Source organism: Paenibacillus sp. SAFN-117 (assembly GCF_051966115.1).
In the GTDB taxonomy this organism is placed as follows: domain Bacteria; phylum Bacillota; class Bacilli; order Paenibacillales; family NBRC-103111; genus Paenibacillus_L; species Paenibacillus_L residui.
In genome coordinates this window covers 4,097-30,366 of the sequence record NZ_JBQCLK010000051.1, presented here as the reverse complement: position 1 = coordinate 30,366, position 26,270 = coordinate 4,097, and the positions used below count along the sequence as shown (strand labels likewise).

Annotated in this window: 20 protein-coding genes; 16 read left to right on the top strand and 4 right to left on the bottom strand. The window is 44.7% G+C overall.

Annotation, left to right across the window (positions count from 1 at the left end):
• Nucleotides 1–554: 554 nt before the first annotated feature.
• Nucleotides 555–878, top strand: coding sequence for an RNHCP domain-containing protein (locus ACTHRH_RS24350; protein ID WP_144940598.1), 324 nt, complete (start codon nt 555–557; stop codon nt 876–878).
• A 151-nt stretch (nt 879–1,029) separates the two neighbouring features.
• Nucleotides 1,030–1,800, top strand: coding sequence for an aminoglycoside adenylyltransferase domain-containing protein (locus tag ACTHRH_RS24345; protein ID WP_144940600.1), 771 nt, complete (start codon nt 1,030–1,032; stop codon nt 1,798–1,800).
• Between the two features lie 342 nt (nt 1,801–2,142).
• Here ACTHRH_RS24345 and ACTHRH_RS24340 read toward each other — a convergent pair whose 3' ends face one another.
• Nucleotides 2,143–2,910 carry an HAD family hydrolase gene (locus ACTHRH_RS24340; RefSeq protein ID WP_440418021.1) on the bottom strand — a complete coding sequence of 256 codons (768 nt, stop codon included), beginning with the start codon at nt 2,908–2,910 and terminating at the stop codon, nt 2,143–2,145.
• Nucleotides 2,911–3,674: 764 nt separating this feature from the next.
• Between ACTHRH_RS24340 and ACTHRH_RS24335 the strand changes: the two genes are divergently transcribed.
• From ACTHRH_RS24335 to ACTHRH_RS24270, 14 genes are all read left to right on the top strand, one after another.
• A complete protein-coding gene (locus ACTHRH_RS24335) occupies nt 3,675–5,240 on the top strand; it encodes a hypothetical protein (RefSeq protein WP_440418019.1) in 1,566 nt (521 codons plus the stop codon).
• Nucleotides 5,241–5,288: 48 nt separating this feature from the next.
• A complete protein-coding gene (locus tag ACTHRH_RS24330; RefSeq protein WP_440418017.1) occupies nt 5,289–6,266 on the top strand; it encodes an ABC transporter permease in 978 nt (325 codons plus the stop codon).
• Nucleotides 6,266–7,138: a carbohydrate ABC transporter permease gene (locus ACTHRH_RS24325; protein ID WP_440418015.1), complete on the top strand. Its 873-nt coding sequence runs from the start codon at nt 6,266–6,268 to the stop codon at nt 7,136–7,138. Before ACTHRH_RS24330 ends, ACTHRH_RS24325 begins: the two co-directional genes overlap by 1 nt.
• Nucleotides 7,139–7,318: 180 nt before the next feature.
• Nucleotides 7,319–8,074 (top strand): nucleotidyltransferase domain-containing protein, encoded by a 756-nt coding sequence (locus tag ACTHRH_RS24320; protein ID WP_440418013.1) that lies wholly within the window; start codon nt 7,319–7,321, stop codon nt 8,072–8,074.
• Between the two features lie 976 nt (nt 8,075–9,050).
• Nucleotides 9,051–9,737, top strand: coding sequence for a phosphoribosylaminoimidazolesuccinocarboxamide synthase (locus ACTHRH_RS24315; protein WP_144940611.1), 687 nt, complete (start codon nt 9,051–9,053; stop codon nt 9,735–9,737).
• Nucleotides 9,738–9,861: 124 nt separating this feature from the next.
• Entirely contained in the window at nt 9,862–10,443 is a 582-nt protein-coding gene (locus ACTHRH_RS24310) for a histidine phosphatase family protein (RefSeq protein ID WP_144940613.1), read from the top strand.
• A gap of 188 nt (nt 10,444–10,631) precedes the next feature.
• Nucleotides 10,632–11,462 (top strand): helix-turn-helix domain-containing protein, encoded by an 831-nt coding sequence (locus ACTHRH_RS24305; protein WP_440418010.1) that lies wholly within the window; start codon nt 10,632–10,634, stop codon nt 11,460–11,462.
• Between the two features lie 471 nt (nt 11,463–11,933).
• A complete protein-coding gene (locus ACTHRH_RS24300; RefSeq protein ID WP_440418008.1) occupies nt 11,934–12,836 on the top strand; it encodes a carbohydrate ABC transporter permease in 903 nt (300 codons plus the stop codon).
• Nucleotides 12,837–12,868: 32 nt separating this feature from the next.
• Entirely contained in the window at nt 12,869–13,696 is an 828-nt protein-coding gene (locus tag ACTHRH_RS24295) for a carbohydrate ABC transporter permease (RefSeq protein ID WP_379289917.1), read from the top strand.
• Nucleotides 13,697–13,782: 86 nt separating this feature from the next.
• On the top strand, nt 13,783–15,570 hold the full coding sequence (locus ACTHRH_RS24290; protein ID WP_379289459.1) for a sensor histidine kinase: 1,788 nt from the start codon (nt 13,783–13,785) through the stop codon (nt 15,568–15,570).
• Nucleotides 15,560–17,176, top strand: a complete 1,617-nt coding sequence (locus ACTHRH_RS24285; RefSeq protein ID WP_379289461.1) for a response regulator transcription factor — start codon at nt 15,560–15,562, stop codon at nt 17,174–17,176. Before ACTHRH_RS24290 ends, ACTHRH_RS24285 begins: the two co-directional genes overlap by 11 nt.
• A gap of 103 nt (nt 17,177–17,279) precedes the next feature.
• On the top strand, nt 17,280–18,644 hold the full coding sequence (locus ACTHRH_RS24280; RefSeq protein WP_379289463.1) for an ABC transporter substrate-binding protein: 1,365 nt from the start codon (nt 17,280–17,282) through the stop codon (nt 18,642–18,644).
• Between the two features lie 101 nt (nt 18,645–18,745).
• A complete protein-coding gene (locus tag ACTHRH_RS24275) occupies nt 18,746–19,780 on the top strand; it encodes a Gfo/Idh/MocA family protein (protein WP_379289465.1) in 1,035 nt (344 codons plus the stop codon).
• Nucleotides 19,773–20,789 carry a Gfo/Idh/MocA family protein gene (locus tag ACTHRH_RS24270; RefSeq protein ID WP_379289467.1) on the top strand — a complete coding sequence of 339 codons (1,017 nt, stop codon included), beginning with the start codon at nt 19,773–19,775 and terminating at the stop codon, nt 20,787–20,789. Before ACTHRH_RS24275 ends, ACTHRH_RS24270 begins: the two co-directional genes overlap by 8 nt.
• Nucleotides 20,790–20,983: 194 nt before the next feature.
• Here the strand turns inward: ACTHRH_RS24270 and ACTHRH_RS24265 are convergent, their stop codons facing one another.
• The 3 genes from ACTHRH_RS24265 to ACTHRH_RS24255 all read right to left on the bottom strand — a co-directional run bounded on the left by ACTHRH_RS24265 (nt 20,984) and on the right by ACTHRH_RS24255 (nt 25,847).
• Nucleotides 20,984–22,591 carry a response regulator transcription factor gene (locus tag ACTHRH_RS24265; protein WP_379289469.1) on the bottom strand — a complete coding sequence of 536 codons (1,608 nt, stop codon included), beginning with the start codon at nt 22,589–22,591 and terminating at the stop codon, nt 20,984–20,986.
• 4 nt (nt 22,592–22,595) lie between these two features.
• Nucleotides 22,596–24,389, bottom strand: coding sequence for a cache domain-containing sensor histidine kinase (locus ACTHRH_RS24260; RefSeq protein WP_440418003.1), 1,794 nt, complete (start codon nt 24,387–24,389; stop codon nt 22,596–22,598).
• 108 nt (nt 24,390–24,497) lie between these two features.
• The gene (locus tag ACTHRH_RS24255) at nt 24,498–25,847 is read right to left on the bottom strand and encodes an ABC transporter substrate-binding protein (protein ID WP_440418001.1); all 1,350 of its coding nucleotides are present in this window, start codon (nt 25,845–25,847) and stop codon (nt 24,498–24,500) included.
• Nucleotides 25,848–26,270: the final 423 nt, after the last annotated feature.

Genomic DNA, 26,270 nt, shown 5'->3' with positions numbered 1-26,270 from the left:
TCTATTTGAGATCATGTACTACAACAAGAGCAGCTAATTTACACTAACGGTGTGTCCACTTTCTTGACAGAGGTCCATTTTTACATTTAGTTTCCGTCTTTTTGCTCCATGGGAGCAAACTAGCTGTATGAAATCCAGTTAAGCGTCCAAGGCGGAAAAGCGCCCTTGGTGAGGGGTATTTTATTGGTATAATGTTTTCGAGTGGCATGAGGGGAAGGGTGTGCTGCGTATGTTAATGAAGAAATCGATGCAAGTCCTGTAGGGGACGAAGCCAAAGTCAGTGACTTCAGACAAACACCTACTGGTGGAAGGTGGGGGAAGACCCTGTCTTACAGTGGCTGAGACAATTTATATAAAATCAGTCGTGGTCCGGATTTGCAGATGAAACAGGCTGCAATGAAGCGGGAACGAGAAGTAATCGCGGGTCCTAAAGATTTGCGGTGAATCGGTCACTCGTCTGGCAGAAGCCTGAGGCTCATCCTGGATGAGAAGAATCGAACGGAACCCTGATTCCAAACAGATCTATATGTTTTAAGATCTGGGAGGAGAAGGGCTTGAATCGAGATGCACAAAATCAATCCTTTGTATGTAATCATTGCGGGAAACATGTATATGCATTGACTAACGGTAGCTATAGGAATCACTGTCCATACTGCCTCTATTCCATGCATGTAGATATTCTACCGGGAGACCGAATGCAAACCTGTCGCGGGTTGATGAGGCCCGTCGGTGTTATTTTCCATTCAAAAAAAGGATTGCAGCTTCTGCATGAATGTGTGAAGTGCGGAGATAAAAAAGCAAATGTTGTTGCTCAGAACACGGTACAAGAAGACAATTATGAGTTAATCCTTCAATTGATGAAACATCATAATCTATGAAATAACTACCATACTCCTCATGCCACGAATAGATAAAACTTCCACTAGGGATTAGTTACTCAGATTGCTGAGACGTTCCAGCCGCCCGTCTCGTATAATGCATACCGTAGAGATTATGTTTACAAATAAATCTTGTAAAGTAGGGATTGTTATGAAGCTGCCCGCCGATTTAGACGGCATCATTCAGTTGTTCAGGAGAGAGATGGCGGATTCCTTGGTAGGCCTGTATCTGCACGGTTCTATGGCCATGGGATGTTATCATCCGGCTCATAGCGATATAGATTTACTGGTGGTCATTAAGAACAAGCAGCCCAGGGAGACTTATCGGAGAATAGCACAACAGCTTATGGCGGAAGAGGAGCGGCTAGGGGTCAAGGGTATTGAGCTAAGTATTGTACTGGAGTCTGTAGTCCGGTGCATGGTTTACCCGACTCCGTTTGAATTTCATTACTCGCCATCCCACAAGGAGAGATATGACTCCGAGGATAACTATGTTTGCGGCGATGCGGTTGACCCCGATTTGGCTGCTCATTTCGGCGTGACCTGTCAGCGAGGAATTTCCCTGTACGGGAAACCGGTCCGCGAAGTATTCAAGCCTGTGGACAGGACATGCTTTCTTCAATCGATAAAATTTGATGTGGATCAGGCTTTAGAGGAAATTGTCAATCATCCGGTGTATTATGTTTTGAACTTGTGCAGGGCTCTTCTGTTTCTGGAAAATGGCTCGATCGCCTCGAAGAGAGAAGGCGGTGAATGGGCGATGAAAGCTCTGCCTCTCGTATATGCTGCTGTAGTCGACCCATGCCTGGCCCATTACAACGGGAACCTGAATAAGTTGGAGCTTAGCCAACCGCAGCTGGTCGATTTCGCAAAATATATGCTGGAGAGGATCGAAAGGCAACAGCTTTCGCAGGAAAGTTAGCCGTTACAGGCTCGAAGTTCCTGCATCCAAGACCCAAGACCATCAAAAATGCATATCTTTGTCCGGGATTCCGGCAAAACTCGGAAAAGACGAGCAAAAATGCATATCTATCTCCGAAAAATTCCGGAAATCGGCCAAATGGCCGAATTTACCTGCACTTTTGTCTGTCTTTTGCTGATTTTGGTTAAAATCCTTAAAAAGACCTGCATTTTTGCATTAGATCAAGATAAAAGAAGCCGCCGGTCTTTGCAGGGGGGATTTAGCGATTTCGAGATTATAAATCAAGACGATGTCGAACCTCAAGGTGATTTTCCTAGGAGTCTTTCGAATGGGAGAACGTTCTCAAGACGGGTTCGTTAACTCTATATCCAGCAACTCCCGGATCGAATAGATAACGATTTTCGGCAGATAGTTTTCTTCAGGAACCAACTCTCCATACTTTTTTTGCTGAAAAATGGTCTTTAAATAATCTTTCTGTTCAACCCTTCTATCGGGCGAGATCCGTCTTACGGCCTCCGGCATCTGATGATCGATCAAAATCGATAAGGCCCCCAACTGGTTGGCAAAGTACACATCATGATCCAACCGATCCCCTACATGAGCGATGATTTCCCCTTCCTCCAGCAGGCGATCCGCCATTTTAATTTCCGGCTTGCAGTACCCGGTATTACAAGGGGTTATAATTTTATCAATATATGTTACTAATTGAATCGTTTCCATGACAGGAACTTGGTATTTATAAAAGCCGTTCGTCACGACGCCGAGTAAATATCCTCTACTTTTTAATTCTTCCAAGACGGTTAAAGCATCGTTTTCCAACAAGTAGACTTTAGGATCAACTGCATGTTTTTGAACTAATTCAGCAATATCGATGGTAATCGGTATATTTTTCTCAACTAAAATTTGTTTCAAAATATCATCCCAGTTATAAGCAGCCGCATCTTGCGCTTGCTTCAGCCGTTTTCTATGTTCTTTTTTTATTTCTGGGAGAATTCCATCCTTTAATTCCAGATGGGGGGCTACAAGACGATCAATCTCCGGAAAAACCCATTTTGAGAAGGGGTTTTGCATGAGGGTTTCGTCGAGATCGAATGTAATATACTGATGCATCTATTACTCACCTCATCAATATAGATTTTACTGCTATACATAAACAACACAAAACTTTCCATTTATCCCCATACGTTTCTAAATCAACTTTACACCCCGAAAATTACTCTGAATAGTTCATTCACCATAGGAAGCTTAAATTCCTTTTAATAGACAATACAACTAATTATTCGACATTCAATGACATACGGAAAGCAGGCGAAAACCGCTAAGGAATCATTAAGTAAGCGCTTGCGGTAGAGTTGAAGTAATGGTATACTTTGGAAAAATTATAGTTCATCATAACAGATTACGGTAAGAAAGAAAAGAAAGGAATAGCTGCCAATTCGTTTTAAAGTGGTCTTAATTAAGTGGAAATTAGGGGGGATAGCATTCATTGAAATAGAAATATATGTACTTCTGATGTGACATCTTTATCTAGCTGTTATTCTAGCGATCCTTCCGTTGTTCAAACGTTATTTTTGTGTTTTCTATCTGTTTTCAGATGACCCGCTATGCTGCAACCCCAATAGAATGTTTACTACATCAGACCTCCAAGCTAAGCCATCTACGTTTATACTTGCTCTTGATCCATTGATTCTACACAACTTTCAGCTAAAATTTACAGTCCTATTTGCTTCTATTCGAAGCTGGGTTCTTTTTTGTCAAAAGTAATGGAAAATAATTAATAAAAATACAAAAGCTGGCGAAATCTTTTGATTCCACGGTTCTTTCCGGCTTATTCCATTTATGAATTTCATATGACCAAACAAGGAGGTACTCTAGTGAGAAAAATTGTTTATTTATCTCTTACCTTTACGTTTTTTGTCATTATGATTATGGGTTGCTCTAAAGATTCCGGTGCAAGAGAACCCGCTGGCAAGCAGGTCGATGACGGTTCCAAAAGATTGAAGATCTCGATGATCGTGCCTGTGCAGCAGGGAGGGGGCTGGGAAGACAAGAATCACCCGACCCTTAAGTATGTTGAAGACAAATTTAATATTGACTTGGATATCCGCTGGGTACCAGGGGGCAATGATTATAAAAATACGTTGAACAGTCTGGCCGCCTCCAAAGATTTACCGGACATGTATTTTGTAGATGAGCCCGTTAATTTTAGAAAATGGCAGAAGAGCGGGGCTTTTGTAGATTTGAAGCCGTATTTGGAAGAATTCCCTGCATTAGCAAGTGAATTCCCGCAGGATGCAATGGAAGTGTTTAATGAACCGGGGAAAATATACGGATTCCCGAAATATACGATGAAATATAGCAATGCATTATGGGTTCGCAAAGATTGGCTGGACAAATTGGGGATCCCGATTCCAAGTCCCGAGGAATTTACGATCGATAAGTTCTATGAAATCTCAAAAGCATTTGTCGAACAAGATCCGGGCGGAAATGGAAAGGGCGGTACTGTTGGTTTCACCAATGAATTTGGAACATCGACCGGTTTGGGCAAGAGCCGAAACGCCTTTCTGCAAGCGGCTTATGGGATTGCCTATGAATGGAAAGAGCAGGACGGCAGATTAGTAAAAATGGAGGAGCAAAACGAAGAATGGAAGGGTCTCTTAACCTTTTTAAGTAAAGCTTATCAAGAAAATGTTTTTGATCATAATTTCGCTACGAATGTTGGAAGCGATATTGTGGCCTTGGTTGAAGGAAATAAAATCGGTTGGGAGATCGCAGGGCCCAGCACAATTAAAAAGAGAGAGGAAGCTCTGAAGAAAATTGTCCCCGAGGCGGAATTCGTTATGATTCCTTATCCCCCCAAAGGGCCTAAAGGCGAATCAGGCTTGTTGGTAACGGTACAAGGGCGAGGAAAGCTCGTTTTGAATGCCAAAATGGAAGAGGAAAAAATTTATCGGATTTTAGAATGGCTCGATTGGTGGATTACGGAAGAGGGGACTACCGTGATGAAAGATGGTCCCGAAGGAGAGATTTGGGAGAAAAATGCGGATGGCAAAATTGTTCTTACGGAAAAAGGAAAGCAATATGAGGAACAAATTAGTCTATTAAATAACTGGTTATTCCGCGCTGCCGATGACAATTTTAATATTCATGGCTGGACTCCGGAAGAAGAACAATTCGATGCTGAATTCCAGAAGGCCGTCGATCAATATCCTTCTGAATGGAGAGATGCGGGAGATCCTTACACGATTGACTCTCCCACATTCCAAGATCGTTCCAAAGATCTTGCGGCTAAGTTCAATGAAGGGATTGCCAATATCATCGCCGGAAGAAAACCTGTTGACTATATAGATGAGGTGATTGCTCGTTGGAAGGCAGACGGCGGAGATAAGATAATCCAAGAAGTGAACGACTCTTATCAGAAGCAAAAAGCAGCAAAATAAGGGGAAGGGCATCTCGCCCTTCCTTGTTATAAATGAAGCGAGGGAGTAATGCGGCGAATGAACATGAGGACAACGAATAAATCAACATTAACTGCAGGAACCCCACAAGCATCGATACGTCCCCAAAAGACTAGGTTCAACCTTAAACGTACTTGGCCTATTTATATGATGATCTTGCCGGGCTTTTTATTTTTTATCATTTTTAAATACATTCCAATGGCCGGGATTATGATAGCCTTTCAAAATTATGATCCCTTTCTGGGCTTTTGGGGCAGCAAGTGGGTAGGATTCGAAAACTTTGAGAGACTTTTTACGACCAGGGATTTCTGGCCTTTGATGGCGAACACGATGATCCTGAGCGCTCTCGATATTATATTTTTCTTCCCGATGCCGATTATATTAGCCGTTTTATTAAATGAGGTAAGAATAAAGTGGTTTAAAGTGATGACACAGACGATCTTTTATGCACCACATTTTCTATCTTGGGTCGTCATTGTGGCCATAACCGTTGTATTATTTGCAACGCGAGACGGAGGAATCAATATCCTTCTGAGAGACTTAGGATTTAATACCATTGAGCCTTTAACAACACCAGGCGGTTTCCGAATGACTTGGATATTACATAATATTTGGCAAGGTGCCGGTTGGGGAGCGATTATTTTCTTGGCGGCAATCGCCGGGGTAGATCCCAATTTATATGAGGCGGCTTCCATCGATGGAGCCGGGCGGCTGCGGCAAATTTGGCATATTACTTTACCGGCCATACGCGGCGTGATCATTATTTTGTTTATTTTACGATTAGGTTCATTCATGGATATTGGGTTTGAACATGTCTTATTATTGCAGAACCCGTTAAATATGCAGACTTCCGACATATTCGATACGTTTATTTATCGGACCGGTGTATTAATGGGGAATTTCAGTTTTACTACAGCGGTAGGAATGTTTAAAGGAATTATTGGTCTTATCCTGGTTGTCGGAGCCAATAAAGCGGTTAAAAAGCTCGGGGAGGAGGGAATTTTTTAATGGCAAGGCATAACCCTCAAGGACGAAATGTATTCCTGGATATAGTTGTTTATAGCATGCTCATCATTGGGCTGATCATCATTATTCTCCCGATCCTCTACGTTGTGATGACCTCATTTGCAACGGAAAAGGAATATTTAACCCGCGGCTTTTTTATCTTTCCGCGTGAATTTACTTTAGAAGGCTACCAGTATTTATTGAAGAATAATTCTTTCTTGAGAGCGTTTAAGAATGCGGTTGAAATTACAGTCATAGGTACCTTCATTAATATTTCAATTACAACTTTAATGGCTTACGGTTTATCCAAAAAATTTATTAAAGGGCGCTCGTTTCTAAATTTCATCGTTGTCTTCACAATGATCTTCTCCGGCGGGATGATTCCCACTTATTTAGTTGTGGATAGTTTGGGACTCTTGAACACCTATGGGGCACTCTGGTTATCCACGGCAATCGCACCGTTTAATTTGATCGTGATGCGCGGCTTCTTCCTTAGACTTCCTGATGAACTATTTGATTCCGCGCGGATTGACGGGGCTGGGGAATGGCGCATTCTTTTCTCCATTGTGCTTCCTCTTTCCAAGGCGGCGATTGCAACGTTCACTTTATTTTACATGGTCTCCAATTGGAACACGTATTTCCATGCCATTCTTTATTTGCACGATAATAATAAATGGCCTTTGCAAGTTTTCTTGAAATTGATGCTTGTTGAGGGGGATGCTGATTTTGCACAGCAGGAAATGCAAGGCGTCAACTTCACTCACTCGGCAAGAATGGCGGCCATTCTAATAACAGCCGTTCCGCTGTTATGCGTCTACCCCTTTCTCCAAAAGCATTTTAACAAGGGGATGCTGCTTGGCTCTATGAAAGGTTAAAATTTAGGGTCGTTAAGTGTCAATAAGCCCTCACCCTTCAATAGATGCGAGCCAAGTTATGCTTGTATTAATACCCGGCAAATCTAATTCGTATCGATGCTATCAAAGATTCCCGAATATGTAAGGTAGGAAGGACCGCATTAGATCCCATGAGACAATTTAGCTAAATGGGGGCTGTGAATGATTACGTTTGATGAGAGGGAAAGGTTGAATATGGCTATTTCTAAAGAGAAGGCCTATCAAATCGTACATGACTTTGCCCAAAATGCAGTTAAGCTGGTAAATGACCGGATTCAAGCAATATTTCTTGTCGGTTCCTTGGCAGAGGAAGAATATGTTCCGGGCAGGAGCGATATCGATACGATACTGATTGTCAGCAATTTCATAAGTAAAGATGAACGATTGAAAATAAAAGAATTAGCAGCGAAGTATCATGCCGATTTTAACATTCCCAAAGGATTTGGGTGTGTAATGATTACTGAAGACGAAATAACAGGCTGCGGCACTCCGGACAAGGAACTGTTTCCCGAAATGATTCGCCTCAAAAATCAAGGTAAACTGATTTGGGGGAATTTCAATACAGAGGAAATCCGACAACCGACAAGAGAAGATTTTCTTAAGTATGTAAAAGAGTTTTATAGTTGGTTAAGGGAGAACTATATTGATCAGCAGCCGGATGACATGACGTTTGACGCTAAAGTTAATACGGTTTTATATGAAATTAGACTATATGTTTGGGCTAAAACCGATGAATATATTTTTTCCAAGAGAAAGGCTCTGTATCGGTTTATGACTCTCGCCAGCTTCGAGCGAAACGAAGATTTAGAGAAGGTAATGGACTATTTAAAGTCAGGACAGTATGCCTGCCATTTGGATATGGACAGTTTACTGCGGGATATATCTTTATATGTCAGGAAGGAAGCCGAGTTGTTCTGAGTAAGAGTCTATGTGGACGGGAAGGTTTGGAAGAAAGATTGAGGAAAGTTCATACCCGAAATAGACAGCTCACTACTGTTATTTTCATGATGCTTCATAGTTTCTCCGGCACTTTGGACCAAGCTTCGGCTTCCGTGCGCTGGATTCGGTTGAGCCACCTCTTTGCCGATACGGATCCAATTCGGACAAGACATCATCAAGCAAGAGAACAGGCTATTCTCCCGGTTCTTCGTGAATCAACTCGTGCCCGGCCGGCTTCAAGGAAAGTGCGGCCATTTCCCGGAAACGGTTGATCCTATGCATCCAAGACCAGCAAAAGTGCACGTCTTTTTGCGGGATTCCGGCAAAAGTCGGAAAAGACGAGCAGAAATGCATGTCTTTCGCTGCAAAATTCCGAAAATCGGCCAAATGGGCAAATTTACCTGCACCTTTGTCTGTCTTTCGCGGGTTTTGGCTAAATTCCTGAAAAAGACATGCATTTTTGCATTAGACTCGCCATTCCGATTGCACAGCACCAGCAGAAAATAAATATAGACGGATTTTCAAGATAGTTATACGAGGATGATGGTCTTTACGGATCGGGGATTCGATATGTATAAAGAGTCATCACCTGATGGTGCCACGCGCGGCATGGATTCTAACTGTATTTTATGTAGGTAGATTAGATGCAGATCACAAATCAAACCGAACTAACTGGAAAACCTACATCTAGAATGGGGAGTTTGTAAGAATAGCGGCCCTTTTTAGCAAACTAACTGTATAAAATCCATTAAGTTTCCATATTTCGCCCAAAAGGAGCAAACTAACTGCATGAATTCCATTTAGACTCGCCATTCCGTTTGCACAGGTGACCGCCAGAGCCAAAACAACGCTATAAGAGTTTTTTATAGGGGATGTAAAATGAATGGACATTGGTGCCCTTATCAAATCATGATATATTTATAGGTATAATTTGATGTCAGAAAGGATCGTAACCATGAAGCTTATCTATACGGGAAAAACCAAAGATGTCTACGCGCTGGAAGATGGGAACTACTTGCTAAGATTTAAGGATGACGTAACAGGGGAGAACGGAGTGTTTGATCCCGGGGCCAACACGGTTGGCTTGACTATGGAAGGAGCCGGCAAAGCGGGACTCCGATTGACCAAATACTTCTTTGAACGGTTACAGGAGAAAGACATCCCTACTCACTACGTAGAGGCTAATATCGAGGAAGCCACCATGACGGTAAAGCCTGCTTCGGTATTCGGCAAGGGATTGGAGGTCATTTGCCGTTACAGGGCGGTTGGCAGCTTCCTTCGCCGCTATGGTCTGTATGCCGAAGAAGGGCAGCCCTTGGACGCCTTCGTCGAGGTTACGATTAAGGATGATGAACGCCAGGACCCGCCGATTTCCGAGGATGCGCTGGATATGCTCGGGATTCTCTCTACAGCGGAATATAAGGTGTTGAAAGAGCTGACCCGGTCCATTGCCGATGTAGTCAAAACCGAACTGGCTGCCAAAGGAATGGAGCTGTATGATATCAAACTGGAGTTTGGCCGGATCGGAGAAGAAGGTCAAATCGTTCTGATTGACGAAATTTCCGGCGGAAATATGAGAGCTTACAAGGACGGCAAGTACGTGGAGCCGTTAGAACTCACCAGATTAATGCTTGAAGGTTAAGCCAGGCCGCAATGGTGTCAAAATGCGAGAGATAAGAGGAGAGTCCGGGAAGGGGCTTTCCTCTTTATTGCTATAAGGGATAAAATCAATGAAGCTTCAGGAAGCGGATCTAAGGAGGCGTACGATGGCAACCATAGGTTTGATAAGACATGGAATAACCGATTGGAACGTTCAAGGCAAAGCACAGGGATTATCCGACATACCTCTGAATGAAGAAGGTAGGAAGCAAGCTGAAAGATTGGCAAATAGATTATGTGATGAAGAATGGGATCTTATCATTTCAAGCCCTCTAAGTCGTGCCAGGGAAACCGCGAGGATTATTGCCTCAGCAACAGGGGTATCATTGACCATAACAGATGATAGAATACGTGAGATAGATTGCGGGTTAATCGAAGGGATGACCGAAGAGGAAAGAATCCATAAATGGGGGGAGAATTGGCGGGAACTAGACCTTGGAATGGAAAAATTCGAGGACGTAGCGGCCAGGGGGACTCACTTTCTGGAGGAAACCTACAAGCGATACTACTCCCAAAAGCTATTAGTTGTATGTCATGCGGCTTTAATAGGCTTAACTCTTAAACGATTAATGCCCCACATTTTCCAAACTACTTATATTGAAAATACTTCGCTGACGCTGCTGACCAAAGAACAGGATGAATGGGTATGTAAGCTTTATAACTGTACGGATCATTTAACTAGTAAATAAAGGCATTAGAACAAGAGCAGTGTTATTGAAAAAAGGTCGCCAAGTCATTAATGGAAGGCGGATGACTTGTTATCCAAGTTGCAACGTGACTCAACTTCCGGTTGAGTTTTGCACAAGATCAAACAAGAGGTTATTGTGCGCTCCCGGCAACCTTAATAAACTGGAAGTGATGAAGGAGCGTGACAAGAATGAAGGATAAGCTTGCCCGAAATATAAGCATATATCGCAAAGAAAAAGGATTGACCCAAGAGGCGCTCGCCCAGAAGCTGGGGTTGACGTATCAGGCGGTCTCCAAGTGGGAGAATGCCCAGACGATGCCGGACCTGTCCCTGCTGCCGGCGCTGTCCCAAGTATTGGAGGTCAGTATCGATAAGCTTCTGGGATATGCTTACCAGGATAAGAAAATTACGATTTACGAAGAGGAATATAAAACCCAGGAATATTATTGGGGGCTGGAGCCGTCCCGAATGTGTTACCGTGTCCTGGAGCTGCTGCCTCCGACCAAACACCTTCGATTGCTGGACATCGGCTGCGGAGAAGGGAAGGATGCCGTGTTCTTCGCCCGCAACGGCTATGACGTCACGGCACTGGATATTTCCGATGCCGGGCTGGATAAGACGAAAAGGCTCGCCGACAAAATAGGAGTGCCCATTAAAGTATTGAAGGCCGATATTTTGGATTTCCGCCTGGACTCCAATTACGACATCCTCTTCTCGAGCGGGGTCCTGCACTACATCAAGCCGGAATACCGTGAGGAGATCTTCGGCAATTATAAACAATTTACGAACACGAACGGCATTCATGTCTTTAATGTGTTTGTCAATAAACCTTTTATCGCTCCCCCTCCCGAAAAAGAGCCCAACGCTTACAAATGGCATTCCGGCGAACTGCTCGGGTATTACCATGACTGGCTCATTCCGAACAGCTCCGAGGTCGTTTTTGATTGCAACTCTTCGGGAATCCCTCATAAGCATGCGATGACAAAAATGATAGCTCAGAAAGTTTCCGAGATTAAATAAACAATACAAGGGCCTCCATTTTTGCAGGCTCTTTTGTGGGGTTTTTACAGGGCTCCCCGCAAAGTACTGTATAAACCTTTATCGAAGCAAAGCAAGAAGAACGACCGCGTTTAGAGGAAGGTTTAGACGCCGACTCCGTTGGAGTGCGGACGGAATAAGCTTCGAAGGTCATACATCACTTTGTGGGGTTTTGCAGGGCTACGTTAGGAGCTTTTTTTACTTTTGCACCTGAATTTCCGCAAAGGGGCTAATGCCGCTTGTCTGAACTGGCCTTTCCTGCCATTAGTGAGATTGGAATCTCATTCTGTAATCGTTAGGCGACATTCCGCTAAAGTTTTAAACAGCCTTTTCCTCCCCCCATTCAAACATCCATTGTATAAATGCATTACATATTATAGATTTGTATTATTTTGTTCAAATTCCCTCTGGATACAATAAGAACATGACGCAACAAAGAGGGAGAGTGATCATATGACGAATGCCTTGAAAGCATCGAAGCGCAAAAAATTCAGGGAAGGGCTATGGGGATACGCATTCATATCGCCGTGGCTGATCGGCTTATTTGTGTTAACGCTTATTCCAATGGGACAATCGTTATATTTTTCATTAACGAATTACCACCTATTGGAAAGTCCCCGGTTTATTGGTTTGGGCAATTATGAAGAAATCTTTATGAATGACAAAACATTCGTGCAAGCGATAAAAGTAACCTTCATCTATGTATTGGTATCCGTTCCGTTGAAGCTGGCGTTTGCCTTGGGTGTGGCTATGCTTTTGTATAAATCTATCAAAGGGATGTCGTTATTCCGCGCCGTCTATTATTTGCCTTCTTTAATAGGAGGCAGTGTGGCAATTGCAGCGATCTGGCGCAATCTGTTCGGATACGATGGATTGGTCAATAAGGCGCTGGGTGCAATCGGTATACCGGCAACGGATTTCATCAATATGCCGAACACCTCCTTATCTACGCTTATTATTTTGTCGATATGGCAATTTGGTTCTTCCATGGTCATCTTCCTAGCCGGATTAAAGCAAATTCCGAATGACTTATATGAAGCAGCGGCAGTAGACGGCGCTTCTAAAGTTCGGATTTTCTTTAAAATGACGCTGCCGATGCTGACGCCTATCATTTTGTTTAATATGGTCATGCAGACGATCAATAGCTTCCAAATGTTTACGCAGGCTTTCGTTATTACAAAGGGCGGCCCGATTGATTCTACTTTGGTTTATGCCTTGTATTTATATCAAAAGGCGTTTGTTTTCTACGATATGGGCTATGCCAGCGCGCTGGCATGGATTTTACTCGCGATTATCGGTGTGGTGACGCTAATTATTTTTGGCACGTCGAAAAGATGGGTCCACTATGAAAACTAATGCGATAAGCAGCAAGAAGGAGGAACCAGGCGATGCCCCATACGAAGCTATGGACTAAATATATCGTACTGATTGCAGGCAGTATTGTGATGATTTACCCCATCCTGTGGCTGTTTGGCAGCTCAGTCAAATCGAATGCGGATATGAGCAGCACACGTTTATTTCCAACTCATTTGGAGTGGCAAAATTTTGTGGACGGCTGGAATGCCATACCCGGATTTACTTTCGGACATTTTTTTATGAATTCCTTTTTGATCGCGGGGCTGTCGGTTATCGGCACGGTGCTGTCGAGTTCGCTCGTTGCATACGGATTTGCACGAATCCAATTCCCGCTCAGAAATTTTTGGTTTGCCATTCTTATGGTTACGCTAATGCTTCCAACCCAAGTCACCTTGGTGCCGCAGTATATTTTATTTAAAAATCTGGATTGGGTTGGTACCGCGCTTCCGATTATTGTCCCTCACTTTTTGGCGGTAGGGCCATTCTATGTGTTTCTCATTAATCAATTTATACGCGGTATCCCGAAAGATTTGGATGAATCGGCCAAGATAGATGGCTGCTCGCAGCTTGGCATTGCGTTTCGAATCGTGCTGCCGCTGTGCATGCCGGCTATTATTACTTCAGCCCTGTTTTGCTTCATCTGGACATGGGATGATTTTATGGCACAGATACTCTATCTGACGGATACTGCGAAGTATACGGTGCCGCTCGCCCTTCGTCTGTTTCTGGATAACTCTTCCGCCGTTACCTGGGGGCCCATGTATGCGATGAGCGTGCTGTCCATTTTACCTTGCTTTCTTATTTTCATGTTCTCCCAAAAATATTTTGTGGAAGGGATCGCTACAACGGGGATCAAATAGATTCATTGTATACATTTAAATCAAAATGATTTAATCTATATACCAATATCCGAGTGACAAACCACGACGAGACCAAGGTGAAGGCTATGAAAAATCCGATTAAAGTGTTTTCCCTTCAGGCAAACCTCTTTACTTCTTTTATGATAATTTCTGCCATCCTCATTTTAACGCTCGGAATAACCAGCTATATGATTACGAATCAAGAGGTCGTCGATAAGACGATCTCTTCACGCATTTTATTGCTGGATGAAATTAACAAGCAAATCGATATTCAGCTTCAGGCTATTGAATACGATTCCATGGTTGTGGCCAGCCATCCCCTGATCGAGCAGTATTTGCAGGAGGACGAGGACTCTTTTTTCAGGATTGGGAGAAATGAGCAGGTCATCGATCTGCTCAGCAGACAAAGCTATATTAAGGAGGGAATTCACTCCGTTCAACTGTATGCCAAAGATAGCGTGAACAGTTATTATACAGGGGCGAACGGTATTTTTGCCTACTCCATTCTGGAGCAGTCTCCCATGTATGACATGATCCGGCATGCGGATTATATTTGGCTTGGCACCAATAAGCTTATTAACGGCAGCTTTGTACGGGTTCATGATGAGGTGGTCAGCTTTGCCCGAAAGGTGCTGTCATCCGGGGGAAAGGAGCTTGGGGTGCTCGTTGTTAATATGAAAATTTCGTATATGCATAAGCTGCTATCGAGTCAATCGGCAGATGCCGGAAGGTTTTTGCTGGATTCCAGTTTAAGGCTTATTCTCGATTCCAGTCAAATCAAGAGCGATGCCCTTTCCTATTCTGCCATATCTGAAGCACTGCCCGAAATTATGAACCAGGGAAATTTTCCAAAGCAATTTGTGACACACGATTTCGATGAAAAGCAGCTGCTGGTTTGGAGCAAGCAGCAGCGAACGCAGTGGGTGGCGTTGGATGTGATTTCATGGCAAAGCATAACAGCCGGCAGTCAAAAAATTAAAAGCACAATGGTTATCGTCACGGTGATCTGCGTTCTGCTTGCCATTACGTTTGCTTATTTTCTTGCAAGACAGTTTGTTAATCCTATCAAAGGGCTTGTGGGTGCCATGAAGCATTTGAGAACGGGCAGGCTGGACACGCGCATCGACAACGAATATAGCAATGAATTCGGTTACTTGAACAAGCAATTTAATAATATGGCCACCAATATCGAGGAGCTTATCGAGCGGCTGAATAGGCAAAATCAGCAAAAGAGAGAAGCCGATATCAAGGTGCTGCAGGAACAAATGAACCCGCACTTTATTTATAACACGCTCGATGTGATGAATTGGCATGCCATTGAAGCGGGGGCAGACGAGATAAGCCGAATGCTTTCCCTGCTTGGCAAAATGCTCAGAATAGCTCTATCCAGCGGCGAATCCTTCGTACCGATCGGGAAAGAGGTGGAGCATATCACTTGCTACGTTGAGCTGCAAAAAATAAGATATCAGGATCAAATTCACATTCATCTCAATATTCCGGAAACCATTTATGATTATTATTTACCTAAATTAATTTTGCAGCCCTTCGTCGAAAATTCCATTATTCATGGGTTCCATTCCAGAAGAAAAGGGTTTATAGCCATTCGGGCCATGGAGTCTTCAGATACCATTAATTTTATCATTGAAGATAATGGCCATGGGATGGAGGACACGGCCAAGGTGCGGGAGCAGCAGCATCACGGCGTAAGAAATGTTTCGGACCGAATTGATCTTTATTTCGGTTCTGCATATGGCGTAAACATAGAGAGTGCTCTTGATCAAGGAACGACGGTCACTATTACAATTCCGAAGCTTTCAGCCATTCCTTTAGATTGGGAAAAGTTTAGAGAAGGGCAGGATAGTCATGGGCGCTAAGATTAAGGCAATCATTATCGATGATGATCAATTGACCTTGCAAGGGTTATCAAGAACGATCGATTGGCAAAAGTTAAATGTTGAAATTGCTGGTTTGGCGATCGATGGTGTGGAAGGGCTTTCGATGATTCAGGAGCATCAGCCCGATTTAATTTTGACGGATATATATATGCCCAGAATGGATGGAATCGCTATGCTGCAGTCAGCAAGACAAGCGGGCTCCAAGGCAGAGATAATTATTTTGAGCGGGTATGAGGATTTCAAGTATGCCAAATCAGCTTTAAAGCTGCAGGTAGCCGATTATTTGTCCAAGCCGGCAACCGTTCCGGAAATCGAAGCGGTACTCCTGGAAACGATCCAAAGGATAAAGCAAAGCAATCAGCTTGAGCAGGAAGAGAAGGAGCTAAAGGAATTAGTTAAATACCATCTGCCGGAGACGAAGAAGCAGCTGCTCAAGGGAATGCTTGAGCCGCATTTTTGCCAGAAGGAATTTTTTAAGCGAGCGACCAAGCCATTAGGATTGAACTTTGCAAACCAAGCGTTTGCTGCTGCGGTATTGGAATATGCGGTTCCCATCGGCAAAGCGCATTATAAGAGTAAAGATCTGTTGACGTATACCTATGCAATCACGAACATATTGGAAGAACTGGTTTCGAAAGAAACGAATGTTTATCTGGCGGATGTCCAGAAAGATAAATTTGTGCTTCTCTTCGCGTTTCCCGCTTATTTAAGAGCAGAGACGGCTAAAAATAGAATCAAATATATGATCAAGCATTTTATAGCGCCAATCAAAGATTATTTAAAGCTTGATGTATGGGTTTCTCTGGGATCGATTGAAAGTGACGCTGCTTTGGTTTGGCGTTCTTATCGCAAGGCGATGAATGCTCTTGTCGAGAGATCCTCTGCGGAAGATACCTGGCTTGTAGCCGATGAGCAGGGGGCGGATAAGCTGCCCGCATCGCTTCCATCCAAGCCGATCGAGCATTATAAGTCGCTTATGGAGGCTGTATTGGAGGGGAGATCCGATGAGCTTGCTGCCCATATTGCGCGTCTGCTTGAAGCGCTGAATGAACTAAAAGCAACGAATGTGCATTATATTCGAAGCGTAGTTATTGATTTAATGGGCATGCTTACGATCGGCTTGTATCAGCAGGGTGTGCTTATGGAGGAATTATACCCGGATGTACGCTGGTATCAGGACCTGGAGCGCATTAATAATGCCCAGAACCTGGAATCGTGGCTTAACGATACGATGGCCCTTTTATGCAGTGCGATGGCTAACCGCGTGAATCATAAGCATAAGAAAACGGTGGATTACATTAAAAAATATGTCAAAGAGCATCTGGCAGAGGATGTTACGCTGGATATCATTGCAGATAAGGTGAGCTTGACCAGAAACTATTTAAGTCAAATCTTCAAGGAAGTCACCGGTGAAAATTACAACAGCTACGTGACGCGCGTTCGAATGGAGCGGGCCAGGGAGCTTATGATGAGCGGGAAGTATAAGCTTTACGAGATTACGGCAATGGTCGGTTACAAAAATAATGCTTATTTCAGTCAGCAGTTTAAAAAGCATATGGGCTGCAATCCGTCCGATTATTGCTAGCAGTATATATTTTCGATACTTTTTATAGATTTATATTATTTTGTTTGTAGTGCGATCTCCTATAATAAAAGACAGCAATTTAATTGCATAAGGAGTGAATGACATGAAGAACGGCAGCAACAGGTTCAAGAAGTCCTTATTGATCGTAGCCATATCCGCTTTAATCATGTCGCTTCTAGCCGCATGCGGCCAGAGCAGCAATAGCGGAGGGAGCGGACAAGGGGGGACAGGCAGTCCGGAGCAAGGGGAGAATAACGAGAAGATTGAATTGCGGTTTGCCTGGTGGGGGTCACAGGGCAGGCATGATAGAACTTTGCAAGCGATTGCAAAGTTTGAGGAGAAGCATCAGAATATAAAAGTTATTCCTGAGTATTCCTCATGGGACGGATATTGGGAGAAGCTTTCCACACAGGTATCCGCAGGCAACGCACCTGACGTAATGCAGATGAGTATTTTGTATATCAAAGAATATTCAGAACGGAATGTACTGGCCGATTTGAATCCCTTCGTCGGCAGCGCTCTGAAGGTAGAGGATTTAAATGCAGATGTACTGAGCAATCAAGGTACGATTGATGGAAAGCTGACAGGCATCCCGGTTGCCGATAATGCATCCGTTCTGCTGGTCAATAATGAAATGTTTGAACAGGCGAATGTAAGCAAGCCCGATAAGGATTCCACTTGGGAGGAGCTGTTTGCCGTATCGCGGGAGCTGAAGGCCGCACTGGGGGATAATGTATATGGAATGTTTGATGCCTCTTCTTCTCTCGAAGCCTTTATGTACTATTTGTTCTCTAAAGGCGACAAGCTATACTCGGACGACAATCGGCTGGGCTATAACGACGATAACTTAAGAGCATGGATGAGCATGTGGGAGACGGCCCGCAAGGAAGGCATTGTTCCTCCGGCTAATATTACGGCTTCCGCACTGCCGCTGAGCAACGCAGATCCTAATAAAGATGCGCTGTTGAAAGGGACAGTGGCCATGATGGGCCCTACTTGGATAGCCGCTTTCCCGGCCTATCAGTCGGTGATGACGGATAATGTAGACATGATTTCGTATCCGCATGCAGAGCATACGGGCAGCGTGCTGCAAACCGCCATGTTCTTCAGCGCTTCCGCTAAGTCGAAGCATCAGGAAGCCGCTGCTATGCTGATTGATTTTCTAGTAAATAGCGAGGAAGCTGCGGATATTCTGGAAACGGAACGCGGCCTTCCGGAAAACAAGAAGATGCGTGAATATTTGGCGCCAAAATTTACAGATCGCGACAAAAAAATGATCTCGATGCTGGAGCATATATCTGAAAGCCATCCAGCCTGGTATGATGCCGGTCCCAAGGGGGCAGGCGAAGTGACTGCGCTATTCGAGAAGGTTATTCAGAAACATCAGTTTGGTCAAACAACCATCGATGAAGCGGTGAAGGAATTCCGCGTAGAGGCTGACAAAATTTTTGCCAGAAATAACGAATAGAGCTGTCATATATTAGCTTTCTTTAGTGCAACATAGATAGAGGACCGCTGCAGCAGCGGCCTTCTATGTTTCATCGGAAAAAAAAGATAGAGGTGAGGGCAATGGGAGAGAAAAAGTTTTCTATTATTGGCTGTCAGCATAACCATATTGAAATATTTATAGATCAAATGTATCAGTTGGGCTATAGCTGCGCCGGTATTTTGGAGGAACATGACGGGACGTTAGCGAGAACGATCGCTGAGAAATATCAAATCCCATTGGTGGAGGACAAGCTTTCATTGCTGGGTGAAGAGGTAAAAGTCGTAGGCTGCGCAGGCATTAATAATGAAAAAATAGATGTGATCGAGCTGTGTGAGCAGTATGGCAAATCGATCATGGTAGACAAGCCGGCTGTCGTAAATAAAGAGGCTCTGGCGCGCCTGGAGGCGGTCATGGAGCGGAATCGAATTAAGGTGGGCATGCTGCTAACCGAAAGATTTCATCCTGCGATTTATACCCTGAAACAATATATTGATGCCGGAAAGCTCGGGGAGCTTGTTCATATTGGGATGAGAAAACCGCATAGGCTTAACGCTTCTTCACGACCGGAGTGGTTTTTTAACAAGGAGCAGTGCGGGGGGATATTGATCGATTTATTAATTCATGATTATGACCTTCTGCGCTGGTTTACAGGGCAAGAGATAACGAGCTCGGCAGGCCTGGTAGGCAAAAGTATACTTCCCGAATATCCGACTTTCTATAATACAGTGAATGTTCAAGTTGAACTTGCTGACGGCTCATTGATGCAGCTTTACGCGGATTGGCATACGCCGCAACAAAGCTGGACCTGGGGGGACGGGCGGATCTTTGTAACAGGAACAAGGGGGTTCGCTGAGCTTCGTCTTAGCGGAGATCCCTTACTGTCGCCAAACTCTTCAATCATGCTGTTCGTCAGTGAGGAAGAGGAATGGAGCGGAGTGGAACTGGTCCAGCCTCCTGCCACCATTACAGCAGATTTTCTCCGCTATATAAGAGGAGAAGCTTCTCTGCTTACTCATGAGGAGATTCTCAAGGCGAGCAAGGCTGTATTGGAAGCCGATGCTGCCATCCCCTATACGACAGTTACATCAGATAAGGAGAGTAAGAAGCATGTTTGAGCCTGTCAGGTTTGCCATTGTGGGCTGCGGGGTAATCGCCGATATTCACGCGCAAGGCATCAGCCGGCTTGATGAAGCGGTATTAACTGCCGTGTGCGATGTCGATGAGGAGAAGGGAAAGGCATTTGCATTAAAGTATGGCGCTAAATATTATGCCGATTATAAGGAACTGCTGGCCGATTCAGATATCGAGGTGGTCAATATTTGCACGCCGAGCGGTATGCATCCTCAGCATGCGATGCTTGCCGCCTATGCAGGCAAGCATATTATTTGCGAAAAGCCGCTTGCTATAAAACTGGAGGACCTATTGCATATGATTCAGGTATGCAAAGAGCAAGACGTAAAGCTGGCCACCGTATTTCCTAGACGGATGGCGCCGGCAGCGCAATATGTCAAGCGAATTCTGGAAGAAGGAAGGCTTGGCAGGCTCACCTTATGTGATGCTTATGTAAAAATATACCGTTCCCAGCAATATTACGACAGCGCTGGCTGGAGAGGAACGTGGGACATGGATGGCGGGGGAGCGATGATGAATCAAGGGATCCATATTGTAGATCTTCTGCAATGGTTTGCCGGCCCCGTTAAATCGATTTATGGAAAAGCCTCGGCGCTGCAAAGAAACATTGAAGTGGAGGACACCGCTGTCTCTTTGCTTACCTATGAAGGAGGAGGGCTGGGAGTCATGGTCATGACAACAACCTCCAATCCGGAGCTGGGACAACGGGTAGAGCTTCATGGAGAGAGAGGCACGCTCGTCTATGAAGATGATGAAATCAAGCAGCTCCTGATCGATGGCAAAGCTGTAGCGGTGCCGGCGTTCGAGCCGTTCATCGTTCTTCCGGATGGCCATCGTATTCAAATCCGCGATATGGCGTACGCTGTGCGTGAAGATCGAGAACCTGTCGTAACAGGCGAGGACGGTATTCATGCGCTGCAAATGATTTTGGGCACGTATGAATCTTCTCGCTTAAACAAGGAAATTCATCTGATCATGAGAGAGGAAGGTTAAGTCTTCTAATCGTCAAGAAATGGCGAGAGCATGGGATAGAGCCGGCTCAATCCGGACAGCTCCGAGGTCGAATTTGACTGCAACTCGTCGGGAATCCCCCATAAGCATGCGATGAAAAATGATAGCCCGAAAAGTTTCCGAGATTAAAACGCAAAGAGGCTAATGCTGCTTGCCTGCATTGGCCTCTCCTGCCTTTAGTGAGATTGGAATCTCATTCTGTAATCGTTAGGCGACATTCCGCTAAAGTTTTTAAACAGCTTGTTGAAGTAGCTTTTATTATCATAGCCTAACGAATCCGCGATGTTGTCGATGCTGCGCGTTGACTGGTCCAGCAGCTCCTGGGCCTTCTCCATCTTGGAGCGAATCACATATTCGATAAAATTCTCGCCGGTTTCCTTCTTGTACAATCGACTGAAATAGCTGGGGTTAAGGTGCAGATGCTTGGCGACTTCCTCCAAGGTTACTTTACGGTGCAAATTCATGGCGACATAACGCTGCGCTTCCCAAATCTCCATTCTGTTAGGCTGACTGAATAATTGGCTGGTGAAGGCAATGGCTTCTTGCAGAAAATCGATGATAACCGCTCGCAGGGCGCCGATGTTTTCAATGTCGAGGAAAATCCGATGCAGAACATCCTGGGAGTACAGAGTGCGAAAATGCTGCATACTTTTGAATTTGATCTGCAGGCTCAGCAGTATTTTGAGAAACCACTCCTTGACCACCTCCGGGTTATAATGGTTCTGCCTGATCCATTCGAGCCAATGGTCGACCTCCGCTTCAACGTCCTCTGTTTTTCTTTCCAGCACAATTTTCTGAAATTGCTCAACGGCAGCCGTGTAGTGCAAGTACAGGTCGTCCGCGGCATAAGGGAACGGACGATGCTTGTAAATGGAGCCGTATTCCTTATAGAAGCGCTGCTCCTTGCTTTTCATCAGGGTGAGAATGTTGTCTTTTAACGGTTTAAAGGAAGCATTCAGGTCTCCCAACACAAAGGACAGATGGATTTTCAAATATTTACTTAACGCAAACTGAATTTGCTTCAGGCTTCGGCGAACGACATCGAAGTCGTTCACCTTCAGAGAGTTGGAGCTGTCGAATAATAATAGAATCTCCTGCATCGACAGACGGAACAGGACGGTCCCTTCATGGGGCTTCAGAATTTCTTCAATAACATTCTCCACGGCAAAAATACAGTTTTCCTCGGATATAAATTTGCCCCGGGCCGTCCGGTATTCGTCTATATAACCGAGAACGGGCATATATGGCCGCAACTGCAGCTGTATGCTGAACTGCCGGGCTTGCTCCAGCCATTCCTCCACGTCCCACACCGGATTGTACAAGGTGGAGCGAATGAATTGCTCCTTCATAATTTGCTTGTGTGAATGAAGGAGAGGTGCCGCCGGAGGCGCCTGAGAAGCTTCCTTGTCGGCCTGCTGCCGGAGCCATTCTTCCAGAAGTCGGACGACGGTTTCCGATTCAATCGTTTCCTTAAGCAAATAATCGTGCACATTAAGCTTAATCGCTTGCTGGGCTAACTTAAAATCGTCGTGGCAGGATAAAATAATGACCATGACGTCCGGGTTGATCTCTTTGGTCAGACGGATCAATTGGATGCCGTCCATCAGAGGCATTCCGATATCGGTGATCAGAAGGTCGGGGGGATCCTGCTTTACATGCTCGTAGGCCTTCAAGCCATTCTCGAACATGCCGGTAAGCTGTAATTGCAGCCTGTCCCATGGAATCGTTCGCTCCAGAAACTCCAGGACCGGAATATCGTCATCCACCAGCATCACTTTCAGCATAGAATTACTCCTCCTTAGCCCTCGGAATGTAAAGCGTAATTTGCGTGCCTTGCCCCGGCATACTTTCGATTTCGATATTGAACCGATTCCCATAGATTAATCTCAACCGGTCATACACATTCTTGACACCGATTCCCGAGAAGGATTCATCTTCCTGCCGCTCGGGATGGATAGGCTGCTTGAGATTCTCCTTCAATCGGTTTAAGCGCTCTGTATTCATTCCTGCACCGTCGTCTTCAATTCGGATGGCCAGCTCGTCCGCAGCGATTCGAGAGAAAATTCGAATCGTCCCCTTTTGTTGATTAAAGCCGTGAATAATGGCATTCTCGATCAACGGCTGCATGAAAAAGCGGGGAACCTTCTCATCAAGCGTCTCCTCCAGCAGGTTAATCTCCCATTTCAGCGCTCCATGATGCCGGAAATTCATCAGCTTCATATAATTGACGGTCGTGTCCACTTCTTCCTGCAGAGGTACCAATTCATCCTTCTGACTGATGGTCATTCTAAGCAGCTTTGCCAAGGAGCTGATCAAGGCGGCGTTCTCCTCATCGCCCTTGAGCCATATTTTCATCCGGATAGAATTAAGGATATTAAATAAAAAATGAGGGTTGATTTGCGCCTGAAGCATCTTAAGCTCCGCTTTCCGTTTAAGGGTTTGCTCCAGAGTGATTTGCTCGATCATATGCTGAATTCGCCCCAGCATTTGGTCAAAGGAGCGGCCCAGCCTGCCAATTTCGTCCGGCCCCCGAATCCGCGAGCGTACATCGAGATTGCCGGATTCGACCTCGGAGGCGATCTGTCCCAGCCGGACAATCGGCTTCGTAAATTGGCGGACCAAATAAACAAGAATGATTAGAAAGGCGGAGAAGAACATAATTTGCAAAAAAACATTCGTCCGTAAAATTTGATGGATCTGGCCTAAAGCAGTATCATAGGGAGTCATGCTGAGAAGGTACCAGTCGGAATAGATCGTTTTGTTGGCAACGACCAGGTATTGCTCCCCATTCAAATGAATAAATTGACTGCTGCTCTCGCCTTCAGGAAGTGCTTGGCTATGGGCAAAGGGCTGTCCGATTTGCGATTTGTCGGCATGGGATAAGATGATGCCTGAGCCGGTTAACAGCAGCTTCTCGCCTTCCGCCCGATCATTGGAGAACACCCGGCTAATCTGGCTTTCACTAATGCTTATAATAATATAACCGTATAATTCGGATGAGAAGGTTTTGATCGTCCGAACTAAGGTCATGAATTGTTCATTTTGCTTGCGCTCGGATTCGATATAGGCCGGATGGGTTCCAACCCATAAGGTGCTGGAAGCCGGGAAATCCGGGAGCTCGACAAACCAAGGCTCTTCAAAAAGACCGACGGGGTCGAATTCGTAATAAGGAAAATTCGTATAGTTGGTGCCGTCCGGCAGCAGGATGGTAATATAGGTCTTTTCATCGGGAAAAGAAATATTATCCAGCTTGGCTGTAATTTTTTTGCGGCTTTCAAATAACTCTATCTCGTCCGGTTCCAGATTTAATCGATGTTCGTTTCTTCGCTGCATGACAATGGACCGGATTTCGTTATCGAACTGGATGAAGTTGGAGACATAGATCATTTTATTGATTCGGTTCTCGATATACTGTTCTATAACCTCCAGCGTCTCGGAGGCCGTTCGGACCGCTTCCTCCTTAAGCACCTTCTTGGAAGTGTAATCAGAGAGGATCAATGTAATAATCGTCGGTATGACGAGACATAGAATAGAAGACAGGATGAGCTTTTGGCGCAATGATCTTTTTCGGTACAGGTTCATTAGTCGCATTGACTTCCTAAAGCTCCTTTAGCCGTTTAGTTAACCGCTATCATAATATACATAAGGGAGCAGAATATTTCTACTCCCTTGAAGGACTTGACAGCAAAACTATTTATTTGCGTTAATGATTTTTTGAATTTTGTCTTTAGCGTTAGCTATCGCCTGGTCTATATCCTGCTGTCCCAGAAGAACGAGATCGACTTCGTCCTGATAAGCTTTATAGACCTCGGCCTGGAACGGATGGGCCGGCGGCAGGGAAGTCATTTTGGCATGATCCAATACATATAGCAGGGATTCCTTATCTACCATTTCCGGTTTCTTGGTCTGGTTGATGATCGCTTCGAGAAGCTTGCCCGTATCTTCCTTCTTCCAGGAGGTCAAATACTTCTCCATGGAGGAAAGTCCTTCGGTCGAGAGATATCTGGCGAATTTGTAAGATTCTTCTTTATGCTTTGAAGTCGACGAAACCACTAAATAGTTGGAGGACGACACAGCATAACCGCCTTCATCCTCGGGGTTGTTTTTCGGATTCGGCGCGAAGATCGTTTTATGGTTAGCTTCGTATTGATCTGTTCCTCCCGCTTCACCGATCATCCAGGAGCCGATGACAATCATGCTTGCCTTGCCGTTGAAGTAGAGTGGGCGGTAGGACATTTTTTGAGAAATGACATCCACGAGCGGAACGGCGGATTTATCCACCATTTCGGTTTGCTGGCGAATTTCGATCGATTTACGGACACCGGGATCATCCAGGTTGATCGTCAGATCCGGCAAAATAATGTCGTTGTTCTTGGGCTGATGCCATAAGCCTAACGTGTAGTAGTCGGTCCAGGTGTGATGATACGTTCCATAGCGCTTGTCGGCTCCTTCGCCGGCCGTCATCTGCTTGGCATAATCCATGAAATCGTCCCAAGTCCAATCGATCGTCGGCACCGCCAAGTTGGCTTCCTTCAAATGATCCTCGTTCAGCATGACGAACCAGGTGCTGAACGTACCCGGAAGGCCATAATACTTGCCGTTAATGCCTGTATTGGTCTTGTACTCTTCCTCGTAATTGAAGCCTTCCTGTTCAATGAAGGTGTTGAGCGGCTCCAGCATTCCATTAGCGGCGCGCTGGGCGTAGCTTCTTTCATCGGCGATCAGGAAGACGTCGAGAGTCTCTCCGGAAGCGGAATACAGGTCAATTTTTTTCATGATTTCGTCATTTGTAGGTTCGGTCATCGGTACGTAATCAACCTTGATGCCGGGGTTCAGCTTTTCAAATTGTTCAATTACCGGCTGCATCATTTCTTTGGTAAAGGTAACCTCTTGTGCATGAAACTTGATAGTGACTTGCTGCGGCTTGCCGTCTTCATTAGCACCGGGAGCAGCGTCCTTCTTGGTGCAAGCGCTTAAAATTAAGCTTACAACAAGGAGAAAAACAAGAGACCAGCTTGCTGCTTGTTTTCTACGAATCATTTTTACACCCCTCTTATTTATTTGTACAGACTTCATCCTATCATGTTTCGGAAATGATCAGCATTTCAAATTTTTGACTGGATTCAAAATTTTTTTACCACATAGGAATCTTTAAGTTCTTTACAGCGTTAATACGATGAAGATATAGATTCCTATTGGCATAAAAAGCCTCCTCTAATATCGGGTTATTCATCTTCGAAGAGGCTCCGTTAGGAGCTTTTTTTACCACATAGGATTCTTTAAGTTCTTTACAATGTTAATGTGATGCAGAACAAAGAATCCTATTGGCATAAAAAGCAACCTCTAATACCGGGTTATTCATCTTCGAAGAGGCTCCGTTAGGAGCTTTTTTTACCACATAGGAATCTTTAAGTTCTTTACAGCGTTAATACGATGAAGATATAGATTCCTATTGGCATAAAA